This is a genomic window from Porphyromonas sp. C0041D3, from assembly GCF_056590575.1.
Map to the genome: position 1 here is coordinate 38,689 of NZ_JBWPWJ010000006.1, position 12,933 is coordinate 51,621.

General features: G+C 46.8%; 13 protein-coding genes. 1 reads left to right on the plus strand and 12 read right to left on the minus strand.

Translation table 11 applies throughout. From position 1 onward, the window contains the following. Positions 1 to 2 precede the first annotated feature (2 nt). From AC1EKE_RS05535 to AC1EKE_RS05590, 12 genes are all read right to left on the minus strand, one after another. The gene (locus tag AC1EKE_RS05535; protein WP_480308599.1) at positions 3 to 1,040 is read right to left on the minus strand and encodes a CapA family protein; all 1,038 of its coding nucleotides are present in this window, start codon (positions 1,038 to 1,040) and stop codon (positions 3 to 5) included. A 4-nt stretch (positions 1,041 to 1,044) separates the two neighbouring features. Next, positions 1,045 to 1,563, minus strand: coding sequence for an acyltransferase (locus AC1EKE_RS05540; protein WP_480308600.1), 519 nt, complete (start codon positions 1,561 to 1,563; stop codon positions 1,045 to 1,047). Further along, the gene (locus AC1EKE_RS05545; RefSeq protein ID WP_480308601.1) at positions 1,553 to 2,719 is read right to left on the minus strand and encodes a glycosyltransferase; all 1,167 of its coding nucleotides are present in this window, start codon (positions 2,717 to 2,719) and stop codon (positions 1,553 to 1,555) included. The genes AC1EKE_RS05540 and AC1EKE_RS05545 overlap by 11 nt, the downstream gene beginning before the upstream one ends. 5 nt (positions 2,720 to 2,724) lie before the next feature. Beyond that, entirely contained in the window at positions 2,725 to 4,146 is a 1,422-nt protein-coding gene (locus AC1EKE_RS05550) for a hypothetical protein (protein ID WP_480308602.1), read from the minus strand. Positions 4,147 to 4,159: 13 nt separating this feature from the next. After that, entirely contained in the window at positions 4,160 to 5,602 is a 1,443-nt protein-coding gene (locus AC1EKE_RS05555; protein ID WP_480308603.1) for a lipopolysaccharide biosynthesis protein, read from the minus strand. Next, a complete protein-coding gene (locus AC1EKE_RS05560) occupies positions 5,599 to 6,195 on the minus strand; it encodes an acyltransferase (protein ID WP_480308604.1) in 597 nt (198 codons plus the stop codon). The genes AC1EKE_RS05555 and AC1EKE_RS05560 overlap by 4 nt, the downstream gene beginning before the upstream one ends. Positions 6,196 to 6,410: 215 nt before the next feature. Continuing rightward, a complete protein-coding gene (locus AC1EKE_RS05565; protein WP_480308605.1) occupies positions 6,411 to 6,947 on the minus strand; it encodes a hypothetical protein in 537 nt (178 codons plus the stop codon). Positions 6,948 to 6,950: 3 nt separating this feature from the next. After that, on the minus strand, positions 6,951 to 8,264 hold the full coding sequence (locus AC1EKE_RS05570; protein ID WP_480308606.1) for an AAA family ATPase: 1,314 nt from the start codon (positions 8,262 to 8,264) through the stop codon (positions 6,951 to 6,953). 79 nt (positions 8,265 to 8,343) lie between these two features. After that, the gene (locus AC1EKE_RS05575) at positions 8,344 to 9,618 is read right to left on the minus strand and encodes a nucleotide sugar dehydrogenase (protein ID WP_480308607.1); all 1,275 of its coding nucleotides are present in this window, start codon (positions 9,616 to 9,618) and stop codon (positions 8,344 to 8,346) included. Positions 9,619 to 9,646: 28 nt separating this feature from the next. Continuing rightward, a complete protein-coding gene (locus AC1EKE_RS05580; RefSeq protein WP_480308608.1) occupies positions 9,647 to 10,162 on the minus strand; it encodes a hypothetical protein in 516 nt (171 codons plus the stop codon). Continuing rightward, entirely contained in the window at positions 10,159 to 11,172 is a 1,014-nt protein-coding gene (locus AC1EKE_RS05585; RefSeq protein ID WP_480308609.1) for an AAA family ATPase, read from the minus strand. The genes AC1EKE_RS05580 and AC1EKE_RS05585 overlap by 4 nt, the downstream gene beginning before the upstream one ends. Before the next feature lie 14 nt (positions 11,173 to 11,186). Next, a complete protein-coding gene (locus tag AC1EKE_RS05590) occupies positions 11,187 to 12,155 on the minus strand; it encodes an SDR family oxidoreductase (RefSeq protein ID WP_480308610.1) in 969 nt (322 codons plus the stop codon). A gap of 515 nt (positions 12,156 to 12,670) precedes the next feature. On the opposite strand from AC1EKE_RS05590, the gene AC1EKE_RS05595 reads away from it, so the two are divergent. Beyond that, complete coding sequence (locus AC1EKE_RS05595) at positions 12,671 to 12,793, plus strand: hypothetical protein (protein ID WP_480308611.1); 123 nt, start codon at positions 12,671 to 12,673, stop codon at positions 12,791 to 12,793. The last annotated feature ends 140 nt before the right edge of the window (positions 12,794 to 12,933 follow it).

Below are 12,933 nucleotides of genomic sequence, written 5' to 3' on the forward strand. Positions count from 1 at the left end.
AGCTAAAAACGTCGTTTTACAAAGTCAGATAACATGTATTGAAGATCTTCTTTCCTGAACTTTGAAGTGTTACGTAGGATATCAAGAATGTTTCGGATCCGATATCGTCTATACTTCTTTTTCGTCTCAGCGTAGTACTCTTCATTGTTCTCTTTCTTTGCTAATAGTTTATTGAGATAGTCAAAGCGGAATTCTTTTAGTACGACTTCTTTGGATACGATGCTGGGGAAGTAGTCTTTACCTATTTGAGTATATTCAAAATCTACAGAAGGCTTTCCAGCTGAATCAATGGTAAAGGTTACGACAGCTCCGTATTTAGCATCTTGTATTGGCATATTGAAGACGAAGTTACCAATTGAATAGAATATGTGTACCCCCCTATACACCTCAAATCCTTGTAGAACATGAGGATGCATACCTACAATAAGATCAGCTCCTTCATCAACTAATAGATGCGCAAATAGTTTTTGATCTTGATAGGGGTAGTTGATAAACTCATTTCCCCAATGGACGTACACGATTAGGAAGTCTACTTCATGCTTGACTTCTTTGATTTTAGCCAATATATGGCTATACTCAGGGGTATAGTAATATGGGCTACTTTCATCTGTGAATTGTTCTATACGCTGAGAGAAAGCAAGAATAGCGACTTTTTTCCCGTGGATGGACTGTGTTATGCAGGGAACATCTATAGCACCTACGTATGATATCTTTTCACAAGCGAAATACTCTTTCATAGACTGGTATGCAGCCTCCCCATGTTGCATTACGTGGTTATTAGCAATTGCATAGCAATCTAAGTGATCTACGGACTTCATAACAGAAGGAGCTATTCTGAACAAATTCTTCCTCAAATCAGAATAGCAAGAATCTTCAGAAACAACGCACTCACAATTACCCACCCAATAATCCGTCGGGAAGTGCATGATGTGCTTAAAAGGATTCTCTCCTTTCTGAATAGCAGAGCCAACTCCGAAGCCCATATCAAAATAAGCATCAGAGAAATTAATATCTCCGGTAAACACAATACGCTCAATCATACATTTATGAGGGAACGTTGCTTTTAATAAGTTTTGCGGGAACACCTCCGTAAATAGAGTTAGATTCCGATAGCTCTGTGCCTAAAAAGCTGTTGGCAGCAAGAGCCGAATTCTTGGGGAGTACAGCACCTTTTGCTAAGGTACAATTTGCAGCCACCCAAGAACCTTTGCCTAGATAAATATTTCCAATATCTCCCATATTATTATAGTATGACCCATTTACTGAGACATGATTTCCAGAGGCTAGCACGCAATTAGGTCCTACTTGCACCTCACATTCAATCACAATGGTTCCACTTCCAAGTATTATGCTATTGTTAGCTACATAGCAATTAGTCCCCACAGACATTCCGTCAAGGCATTTGATATTAGCATCGTGCGCAACTTGAAAGTTTTTACCACAACTCCTCATACCTAGCCCGTAGAGCCATCCCCTAAAGCGCATAATAAATGGCACATCTGGTAACCAGATTAGCAAGGTTCGCACTAACCAGCTATAGAGTAAAAGTAGTTTATGCTTCATGATTATAAGTAGTTATTGTTCGTATAAATTCCTCCATTGTAAACCTTTCAGAGACCTTTTTATAGGCACGATCTCGTAGTTGCGTAGGCATTTCTAGATTATCGCCTACTTGAAGGATCTTACTCGTGGCTATCTCAGCATCCTTAAAGGGGAAGAAGAGTATTTCTTTGTTTTCCTCAAAACAACCTGGTAAAGATCCTACTGGGGTAGACAAAACTGGACACCCTTGACTCATTGCCTCAATGACCACACGTGGAGACCCCTCACTCAAGCTCGGAAAGAAAAAGAGATCGCTAGACCGAAGGAGAGAGAGAAGTCTGTCTCGATTATCAATATGTCCATATAGGCAAATATGATTGTCTATTTTCAAATCATCAATCAGTTGATGTAACGTGGAGTACATATCACCATCGCCTACGATATGAAATTGATAATTGAAGTGTCTCTCTTCAAGCCTCTTGATCACTTCAATCAGGGTATCTATTCCCTTAGCATAGCGTAGGTAACCCACATAGATGATCTTTAGAGGATTATTACTCAGAGGTCGCAAAGGTTCAAGTGCTAAGTCTTCCTTAGTGATGGTTGAGCTAACTACTGGAGTAGCATTTATCCCTTCCTTTCTGAGCTTTTCGCTTAGGTGTGATCCATTTGTGTACACGGTTGATTTCCGAGCACTTTGCAAGATTCGTCTATATTCAAAAGAATAACCAGCCAGTAAAATCTGCTTCTTCAGCCAAGAAAAGTGAATGTTGTGCTTCGTTGCATCTACAGTGTCTCCTACAAAATGCATAATCACAGGCTTATTTGTCATCTGAGCAGGCATCCAGCAAAATGGATCTGGCACCCTACAGTAGAAGAGATCTACGATAGGTTCTAATTGTTCTATTGCTTTTGCGAACTCCGCTTGATGCCGCTGAGCTTGTAACAGAGACGAGTAACAAGGCAGGCTTACAATGGTCAAGTTCTTTAGTTCAATTGGCGATAAGCGACTGGCATTTTGGTCTCTATAGTCCACTGGCGATATTAGGTAGACCCCATTGAATAGATGTGTCATCTGCTTTAGATAAAGCAAATGAGAAGCGGGACAATAATAGGATCCGTGAATGATCTTGATCCCCCAAGAGGCCATAATTGCAAGAGTACTTTCAGAGTTCATCTTACTCACTGACGAATATATGTTCTAAAAAAGGTCCATGCAAATAAAAGAACAACTAAAATTACACTAGCAATTCGCCTGACTCTTTTTACCGATTTGGTAGGTGTAGTATCTAACCCTAAAGGTATGAGTAAGAGTACAGCAAGGGTCGCAGGAAGCGTTTGCCTGTAACTCCAAATAGTCATTCCAGACAGTGCAGAGCCAACCTTATAGACAAAAAAGAAGAGTAAGATAAATATGGGTGCTTGAGCATTCTGTCTCTCTTTGAAAATGCGATATATGGACACGAAGAAAAGAGGAAGAAACGCATACAAAAAGATATTAGCTGAGAATTCGAAGTTCGTACTAGGGTAAAGTGGATTTTCAAAGACAAACGCACTCGGTATAGGTACAAAAGGGCTCATGACAACGAAAAGTGGGGCACTAACTAATGCTACATACCATGTGGATGAGAGTTGGGAAGCTTCTCCGGCCATTCTTTCCGAATCACCTAAATGCTCCATACGCACGGAGTAGTACTCCTGAGGATCAAGAACCAGTCCTTGAGTTGAAAGCCAATTCCAAAGGTATGAAATGCCACCAAGTACAAGGATGCTTAAGCCTAAACCAACGAAGATGTCCCCTTTACGTCTGCGAAAGACGTAGAAAAGTAGGACTGCGACAAGAAAAGCGACAATAACCATAGCGCGAATAGTAATCATCCCAAATAGGCAGATGATCAGAGCTAGTAGATGTAGTATGACTTTCTTACCCTCTATTAGATTCAAAAGGGAGGAAGTGGCGAATACCAGCAGTGTGATTAATAGTCCATCTTTTAGTTGTAAGAATTGCATTGTCAGTATCATAGGCGATATCGCATATAAGACTGTAGCAGTAAGTGATGAACTAACAGTTGAGTATCGAGAGACAATTCGATAAAAAGGAATAATCGTACAAACATGGAGAAATACAGTTGCCCCCCTCGGCACATACCAATGGGTAGAACCCACCAAGTACATTAAAATTCCCCCAAAGTTCGGATATCCGGAATAGAAACCTGACATTAGGGTATGAGAATTCATAGCCCCATAATGACCTAAAAGATTATTCGCAATATTCGCTTGTTGGGTTTGATAGTTGGCATCATCTAAGCCAATAAATGGTTCGCCAAAACTATTAATGAGCATATGGCCGATAAAAAAGGCGCACAACAATCCGTAGATTAGTGTAAATCCTTGCAGGTATATGAGGAATTTGTTCGGGGATATCTCATATGAGAGCCTTACAAATATGTGAACAAAAAAAAGAGAACACAATAGGAACCCCCCTGAATACAAATAAAAAGCCTGCACACTTATTTGTGTTGTAAGTGAGACAAGCAATGACAATAGGTAGAAGCATAATACGCCAACCATTGCCTTATTTAGTTCGATGCTGCTTTTTGCCATATCTGTTACAGGATTAATGAAAAACCCTAGTCGCAATTTCCCTAAACTCGTATAACGCCTTGTTGTGAAACAAATAGCAGCCGAGCAGGTAGACAGCTAAAAGAATGGTGGTTTGAAGACATAAGGTAAGGAGTGAATATGACGAGGACGGGAACACAGTAGAGATGGTGAAAACGACAACGGAAGAAGCTATCGATGACATAACTGTAGCGGAGAGATCCGCTACAACTAACTTTGGAGTATATGAAATAAGCTTCCCTCCCTCTATACAATATTGAATGGCAGAAATCAAGGTTACTGCAATTAACCCTACAATCAAAAGTTCAATGCTGAAACGAACAAGAAGGATAATGGCTACGACTCTCAATCCTTGACGAATCAACGAAAGATGCAATAGCCTCCTAGTTTCGTTCTTAACTAAGAAGATATTGACGAAGATGGAGTAAAATGCCACGAGAAGAGAGCAAATACTCCATAGTTGAAGAAAAGGAACAGACCCCATCCATTTTTCGCCCAATAAGACATATATAAAAGAAGGTGCAACCACCACCAAAAATGATGCAAGAGGTACAACTATAAACATTGTCATTCTTAATACCTTTCTATAAGCTGACAGCAATTGCTCGTCCGATTCTATCGTAGACAGCGCAGGGAAAGTCACACGCTGTACTATGGAAACCAATGTCTGTGTAGAGTATGAATTTATTTTACGAGCCTGGGAAAAGAATCCCAAGGCATCACTACTATACTTTTTCCCAATGAAAAACGACTCCAAGTTAGTAACAATCTTATCTGTCATTCCCTGCACAAGAAGATTGCCTCCACTCTTGATGTATTTACGAATACTATACGAGACTACCCCGCCTTGGGGACGCCAGTTGCTTTTAGACCAAAGGAAGATCGTCTTAAAGAGGGCTATTAGGACGTAATTTGCCACTAGAGACCAAATACCCAAACCAATGTAAGCTAAATAGATGGAAATACCTCCAGCAATCAAAGTTGATAGAAAGATTGCCATAGAGAGCTCGCGGAACCTCATTTCCTTGGAATAAAGTGTATTCTGTATCAGCGTAAATGAATTCAAAATAATAGCTATGAATACAACTCTAGAATAACGATGGAAATCAGGGATGAGAAAATAGCGGGATAGGGTGGGGGCAATAAAGAATAGGATTAAATAGACAAGTACTGCAATGATTAGATTTACATAAAAAACCGACGTAAAATCACATGATCCGGCGTTCTTGTCTGCAATCAGCACCTGACTGAATCCACTATCAACAATGGTGTCAGCAATATAAACAAACACCATCATCAATTCCAAAACCCCAAAATGTGAGGGGGACAGCAACCTAGCCAAAACTATTGTTACGAGAAAGCTCGCAATACCCGCACCAATAGTCCCAAAAGAGTTCCAAAGCACACCTTTTAGAGTTTTGGCCTTGAGATCATTCATCTCTGCAATTGCTTTATTGTCTTACAGGGATTACCTACAGCAACAACTCCCCTTGGAATATCTTTGGTAACGACCGATCCCGCACCAATAACACTCCCGGCACCAATCGTAACGCCATCTAAAATTACTGAGCCTGCGCCCACCCATACATTTTCCTCAATGATAATACCCTTGCTATGTACACCTTGCGTGTTTATAGGTATAGATGTATCTGAGAATACATGATTTCCACCAGCCAATACACTGTTTGGAGCTATTAGACAATCATCCCCTATTGATACATTCCCAATAATTACAGACCCTCTATTAACTGTACACCTTTGTCCTACAACTATTTTTTGATTCTTGTTACATCTCAACTCTACATTATCACCTATAATTGTATTACCACCAATAGTAATATTTTCGAACAGCTTCACGTTACTACCTACTACCACGGAGCTATCAATTTGCACAGTGCCTATTGTTTGTAAATTCCTGCCAACCCGAAGCTTTCTATACGACTTAGTAAGAATAACAGACCAAATAGCTCCACGAACAAACTCCCAGGCAACTCCTAGGTGATGAAGAACAAAGACAAATGGCTGCTTCACAATCTATCAGAGTTCAAAAAGTGTGACGACACAATACATTGCCTGAAAGGATGTAATTATTACAACAACTACAAAGAGTCGGAGTATTTAAGAATATCAAAGAGACATCGCTCTCACCCACATCAGGAAATGACGGCATAACGGATGAAATAAATACAACAACTCATGTTCAATCATAGACCTATTTGATATAAGCCAAATCATAAACAAACCACTTACCCCCTTGAGTTTATGTCTTCTGTAAAGAAGGTGCTGAGAAACTCAGCGGTAGTCATCTCTTTGTAGAGCGGCTGCTTTTTCCCGGCATTGTAATCGTTTACCCAGGCTCGAGCCTGCTCGATGTGATTGTCTGCGAAGAGGATTGCCAGAGTAGGAGCAAGGCTGGTGTATTCAGCGGACTGCAAGAGAGCCCTTGTATCCGCCACCTTAGACTTGAATTCACTCTGCGAGGGAGGGGTGAGCTTCTTCCTTTGCTTACCGGATCCACCGACACGATACTTACACTCCGCAAGCTGCACCCGATTACGCTCGCAACCAAAGACCATATCCACGCTGCTCGGGATCTCAGAGCCGGCATTATCCACTGCGACCGCATCCATATCTACCACATCTGACTGGATAGAGACACACGCCTTGGCTCCCTCCCTCTGCAGGAGATCGCCAAGACCCATCCTATGCCCCACAGAGCCGATCAGCTGATCGGTGAGAGACTTGTCGTAAGCGGTGAAGAAGTATACTGCCTTTCTCTTCATTCCTTACTCCTCGACATAGGTACCCATAAGGTCGTAAGCGGTATTGAAGCAGGCAAAGATAGGCTCTATTCCCTCCTCGTCCGTCAGTTCCCTAAAGCGATAGGCGGATGGATTACCTGCGTCCGATCTCTCACTTAGGTAATACTTAAGAGTAGGCTCCTCCTGATCCTCATCCTCAGCAAGAAGATAAAGGGTCTGGACAAGCTTAGGACTATGGGTGGCCAGCAAGAAGCGAACCCCCAGCTCCCTATTCAGGAGCGTGATCATGCGAGCATACTCGACCACCCACTGAGGGTGGAGATGAGCCTCCGGCTCGTCAATGATAAGGAGTGTATTCTTACTCAACCGCCCCTTAAGCAAGAGTGACTGTATCAGCGCAAAGCTCTTGATCCCCGTAGCCACCTCCTTGAGCGGGTAGCTCTGTCCGTCTGCTTCCCTAAAGAGTATTTTGCGTGTCCGCATCGTCCCCTCCTGATCCTTGGACGGCAGCTCAATCGTTCCGTGAGTGATCTGCACGAGCTTCTCCACGACCTCCTCCTCTTTCGGCTCTAATGGCCGAGTGCTTCCGTCATAGAAAATCCGTATCAGCTCCTCCCAATTCTGATCCAATATCCCACTTGGTAACTCGCCGGGAAAATTGGCAATCATGGGGGTGTCAATATAGAATACAGAGTCAAACGTAGAGAAGACACCTATATTCTTTCGATTGGGACTAATGATCTCCTCTGTCCCCTCTTTTACTATAAGGCTCTTCATCAGAGTCTCATTAGAGGTATTGAAGAGTTCGTTCAGTCTATTTCTCAGATATAGGGGAGGGCGTTCATGGATCAGTCTATTGTATTCCTTATAAATGACTTCGACTAAGTCTCTCAGGTCTCTAAGTCCTACAAAGAAAGAGCTTCTACTCTTAATTTGGCGACCTAATACCTTTCCCAGCCGCTCTCTGTCAAGGGACTTGACCTGTGCACCACCCTCGTAATACGCTTTCAGCTCATCAATAATCACATAAGCATCAGCCTCAGCATAGGGCTTATGGCTAAATACGTAACCCTTAAAAAGAAGATCAAACTTGACCGGCTCTGGGAGACTATTGAAGTAATTCTTGAGGTATTCCGAGATACCACCCATCCGTCGATTAAGGTAATCATCGAGCAGTCGGCTGTAGTGGCTGGCATAATACCCTGTATAGTACATCATCCTGCCGATGGTGCTCTTCCCTGTGGCATTGAGTCCTGTCAGTACGGTGATGCCATTGAGATCGATCCGCGCCTCTTGGATGGCTCGGAAATTCGAGATCTGTATCTGCAATTTACTCATACTACAAGGTACATAAGTGATGGGAAGACCATTCGATCGCTAAGGAGACTTACTGGGGAGCCTCAAAAAAAGCAGTTGGTTAGAGCTTGGCGTCACACTCATTACTCTTCAGGAAGCCCTTGACATCGTAGACCACTCCCTTGTCGGTTGTCAGGTCGCGGACGGAGAGCTTCTCAAACTCTCTGTGGGCGACAGCGAGGATGACCGCATCATACTTCTCTGAGGGGAGCTGATTGGTCACCTCCACGCCATACTCCCGCCGGACGATCTCAGGGTTGGCCCACGGGTCGTAGATGGTGACGTTGGTGTTGTAAGACTTAAGAGTCTTCACGATGTCGATCACCTTGGTATTGCGCACATCGGGGCAATTTTCCTTGAAGGTAAAGCCGAGGAGGAGGATCCTGGAGTTAAGCACCTGTATGCCCCGCTTAAGCATCAGCTTGACCACCTGATCCGCCACATACTCGCCCATGCCATCGTTCATACGCCTACCGGCAAGGATGATCTCGGGATTGTACCCGTACCTCATGGCACACTGTGCGAGGTAGTAAGGATCAACGCCGATGCAGTGACCGCCTACGAGACCGGGACGGAAGGGGAGAAAGTTCCACTTCGTCTGCGCTGCCTCCAGCACATCTTGAGTATCGATGCCCATGCGATTGAAGATCTTAGCCAGCTCATTCACAAAGGCAATGTTGATATCCCTCTGGGAGTTCTCGATCACCTTGGCCGCCTCAGCCACCTTGATAGAGGGTGCGAGATGAGTGCCGGCAGTGATGACGGAGCTGTAGACGGCATTGACATACTCGCCCACCTCGGGCGTGGAGCCGGAGGTAACCTTCTTGATATGCTCCACGGTATGCTGCTTATCGCCGGGATTGATGCGCTCAGGGCTGTAGCCACCGAAGAAGTCCTCATTGAACTTCAGCCCGGAGACACGCTCCACGACCGGGATACAGCTCTCCTCCGTCACGCCCGGGTAGACGGTACTCTCATAGACGACCACATCGCCCTTGCTGATGACCTTACCTACCACCTCACTGGCAGAGATAAGCGGAGAGAGGTCGGGGTTGTGATTCTCATCCACGGGCGTGGGGACAGCCACGACATAGAAGTTGCACTCCCTGATCTCATCGAGATCCGAGGTGCAGATGAAGCCATTCTTGATGGCGGTCTGCAGGAGCTCATCCGACACCTCCAGGGTGGCATCGTGACCCGCCATCAGAGCCTTTACCCGAGCGGGGTTGTAGTCGTAGCCGATGGTCTTGTACTTCGTGCTGAAGAGGCGTGCGAGGGGCAGACCGACGTAGCCGAGGCCGATGACGGCTATCTTAGTGTCTTTGAGTGAGTTCATAATGTATATGAGATGTTATTTGATTTGCTTATTTGATGCGACTTATGGTCCCCATTGCGCGGAGCAGGGTACTTTGATTCCACAGATGTTCGTTGAGGACAAGGAGCGTCTCGACAAAGGTCCTTTGCCACACGGTCGACCAGGTCTTAGCGTGTCTCTTGCGGGGAAATCTCTGATCGAGGTCTTGGCTCAGTGCATTGAGTAGTGCGGAGTCGGTCAAGTCGGTGAGGAAGAGGAAGATACTCTTCTTCTCGGGCTTCTTCTGGCACCAGTGGTAGAGGAGGGAGTCGCGAAACTTATATACCAGTTCGGCTCTCAGGTCTCTCTGCCACTCCTTGTTGGAGACATCCCGTCCCTCCCTCTGCATCTCCGTACGGTGTGCATCGAAGTCCTTCACCTCGATATAGAGCCTGCGGCCCGGCATCTCGATCACCACATCGACCGCCTTCATCGCACTCGACATACGGTGCTCCGGGCCGTCAAACTTGACGATGCTCTCTGCCGTAGGGAAGTCGTAACTGTATCCCTCTATCTCTGCTCTCATGGCTGTAGCTCGCTCTCTATCTGACGGAGTAGCAGGTCGTCATACGCCCGTCGGATGGGATTCGCCTCCATATCTGTCAGGTGGTCATGTGCGGAGTAGTGGATCTCTCCGTCCGCTCTCCTCTGGAAGAGGTGATACCTTGTGTCCCCCTCATCCTCGCGAAGACGTATCTGTGAGGTGAGCATGCTATTGTGCGTGGAGATGAAGATCTGCACGCCCATCTCCACCAGCTTGTAGAGCATCTCCACGAGGAGCCCCATTATCTTGGGGTTGAGATTGGCCTCCGGCTCGTCCCAGAAGAGGATTGACCCCTCAGCGAGGCGCTCGTTCTGGATCAGGCAGAAGAGTAGCCCCAGCTTGCGGTAGCCCTCTGAGAGGAGGGTAAACTCAAGGTTGCCGGAGCCGTCGCGAGAACGGAGGTAAAACTCCTCCCCCTCTATGGCGATCGTGCCTCCGATCTCCTGCTCGATGAAGTCTAGAAGCTCCCTCTGTAGCGCGCCTCTCCTCCCCCGTGTGGCGGGATAGAGAGCCTTACTGATGATGTCGGGGTAAATCCCCTCGAAGTGGATGGTGTGATCTCTGTAGAGGGAGAGGAAGCCGGGGGCGTTGGCCAGCATGTCCTTGACGGGGATGTAGACCGCCGGTAGGGGCGTGCTTGTGCGCCAGTCCTCTGCCTCCTCCGTCACGCCTTGCTGCGTCGTCAGCCGCACCTTGAGCGATCGTGAGACCTCGTCCCCATCACGCCTCGTGATGCTGAAGGAGCCGGATCCGCGACCCACAGACCGCTTCACGAGGCGACCGATACTATCAGGGAGGAAGTACTCCATAAGGAGCTGCTCGATGCTCCTTGTCTCGACGTCGTTAGCATAGATCAGAGCGGAGTAGAGGAGCTTCATCAAGTGGGTCTTGCCTGTGCTATTCTCACCGATGAAGACATTGAGTCCGGGGGCAAGCTCCGCATGGAGCTCCCCAAAGGCTGTAAAATCCAGGAGGTCTACCTTCTCGATCATTTTGCGACTGTCGCTTAGAGGTTTTCCCAGTACCACCTGCAGCACTCCTCCAGTCCCTGACGCATAGAGTACTTGGGATCGTAGCCAAGGAGGCGCTTTGCCTTATCTATGCAGGCAAGGGAGTGAGGAATGTCTCCGACTCTATTAGGTCCATGGATCGCATCGATGGACTTGATCTCCGGATCCATCTTTGAGAGATTCTTCTTCAGGTAAGAGACCAGCTGATTGAGAGTCGTGCGCTCGCCGTAGGCGGTATTATAGATCTGATTAACCGCCTCTGGATTGGTCGTGGTGAGTGCACGCATATTCATCTGGATGACATTGTCGACATAGGTAAAGTCACGACTGTACTCGCCATCGCCATTGATGACAGGCTGCTCATGCGCCATCAGCTTCTTGACGAAGAGCGGGATCACCGCAGCGTATGCCCCATGGGGGTCCTGGCGACGACCAAAGACATTGAAATACCGGAGACCGATGAACTCAATACCATACGTCCGCGCAAAGACATCAGCATAGAGCTCGTCTACATACTTGGTAATGGCGTAAGGGGAGAGAGGGCGACCGATCACCTCCTCCACCTTAGGCAGAGACTCACTATCCCCATAGGTAGAGGAGCTGGCGGCGAAGACAAAGCGCTTAATACCGGCATCTCGAGCGGCGACAAGCATATTGAGGAACCCTCCGATATTGGTATCATTGGTGGTGATCGGATCCTTGATGGACCGAGGAACCGACCCTAAGGCCGCCTCGTGAAGGACATACTCCATACCATCGACCGCCTTGCGGCAATCCTCAAGACTCCGTATGTCACCAACCACGAGGGAAAAGGAGTTAGGGAACTTCTCAAGCAGGGGGATGACGTTCTCCGGCTTCCCGGTGCAGAAGTTGTCCATACAGCGAACTTCATGCCCCTCTCCGAGGAGAAACTCGCACAGATTAGATCCGATAAACCCTGCTCCCCCGGTAACTAATACTTTCATAACCACCTATTGTCTAATAAGACGAAAGACCTCACGACCCTGCTTTGACCACACGAAGAACCGACCAATCCGGAATTCTGATCAGCGCCAAAGAATGCTTTATCCTGATGATGTAAGTCCCTCACGTGTGTCACGGGTTGATGTCTTTTTTTGATGCCTCAAAGGTACCATTAATAATTGATCTTCACATACCGACACACCGACATACCGACCGGTCGGACCAACGACGAGGAGCCCCCCTCGGATTTAGATGCAGTGTACCCCGCCCGATGAGAGGTTTTCCTATTACCGATATTAGATTTCCCTAATACCGATATTAGTGTCGCCTAATATCGGTATTAGAAATTTGCTTGAAGGGGGGGTTGTCTCAGCCCCATGCGCAACCTGTCGGACGAGTCGGACGGCGCAAAGAATAACCATCAATAGATGGCATGCCTGCATCCGGAGGATGCTCCTTCCATAGGCATCGGTCATCGGCACTTCGTGTCTCGACCGATGCCTAAGCAAACATATATATGCCTCGATCCCTTGCGGGTCGCCGAGATGGAAATGTCCGCTCGGCGACACCCTATCGGGGTCGTGGTATTGGGGGTGGTCGCTGCACATCGGTCACCGCTTCGCGGATGACCGATGCCTAAGGAGAGAGCACCCTAAGGGTGCAGCCCAGAGATGCTGCCCCGTCTGCTGTCCCGGCAGGGGACCCCGATAGGGGTCCGTTCTGCATAGCCCGGCGGTCGAGGCACGAAGTGCCGAAGACCCCGGGTCACTTGAGATATAC

Excerpts from the sequence above, each read along its gene's own strand:
- AC1EKE_RS05545 (WP_480308601.1), bottom strand. The coding sequence starts at position 2,719 with ATGAACTCTGAAAGTACTCTTGCAATTATGGCCTCTTGGGGGATCAAG.
- AC1EKE_RS05550 (WP_480308602.1), bottom strand. The coding sequence starts at position 4,146 with ATGGCAAAAAGCAGCATCGAACTAAATAAGGCAATGGTTGGCGTATTA.
- AC1EKE_RS05570 (WP_480308606.1), bottom strand. The coding sequence starts at position 8,264 with ATGAGTAAATTGCAGATACAGATCTCGAATTTCCGAGCCATCCAAGAG.
- AC1EKE_RS05585 (WP_480308609.1), bottom strand. The coding sequence starts at position 11,172 with ATGATCGAGAAGGTAGACCTCCTGGATTTTACAGCCTTTGGGGAGCTC.
- AC1EKE_RS05580 (WP_480308608.1), bottom strand. The coding sequence starts at position 10,162 with ATGAGAGCAGAGATAGAGGGATACAGTTACGACTTCCCTACGGCAGAG.
- AC1EKE_RS05565 (WP_480308605.1), bottom strand. The coding sequence starts at position 6,947 with ATGAAGAGAAAGGCAGTATACTTCTTCACCGCTTACGACAAGTCTCTC.
- AC1EKE_RS05555 (WP_480308603.1), bottom strand. The coding sequence starts at position 5,602 with ATGAATGATCTCAAGGCCAAAACTCTAAAAGGTGTGCTTTGGAACTCT.
- AC1EKE_RS05590 (WP_480308610.1), bottom strand. The coding sequence starts at position 12,155 with ATGAAAGTATTAGTTACCGGGGGAGCAGGGTTTATCGGATCTAATCTG.
- AC1EKE_RS05595 (WP_480308611.1), top strand. The coding sequence starts at position 12,671 with ATGCCTCGATCCCTTGCGGGTCGCCGAGATGGAAATGTCCGCTCGGCG.
- AC1EKE_RS05575 (WP_480308607.1), bottom strand. The coding sequence starts at position 9,618 with ATGAACTCACTCAAAGACACTAAGATAGCCGTCATCGGCCTCGGCTAC.
- AC1EKE_RS05540 (WP_480308600.1), bottom strand. The coding sequence starts at position 1,563 with ATGAAGCATAAACTACTTTTACTCTATAGCTGGTTAGTGCGAACCTTG.
- AC1EKE_RS05535 (WP_480308599.1), bottom strand. The coding sequence starts at position 1,040 with ATGATTGAGCGTATTGTGTTTACCGGAGATATTAATTTCTCTGATGCT.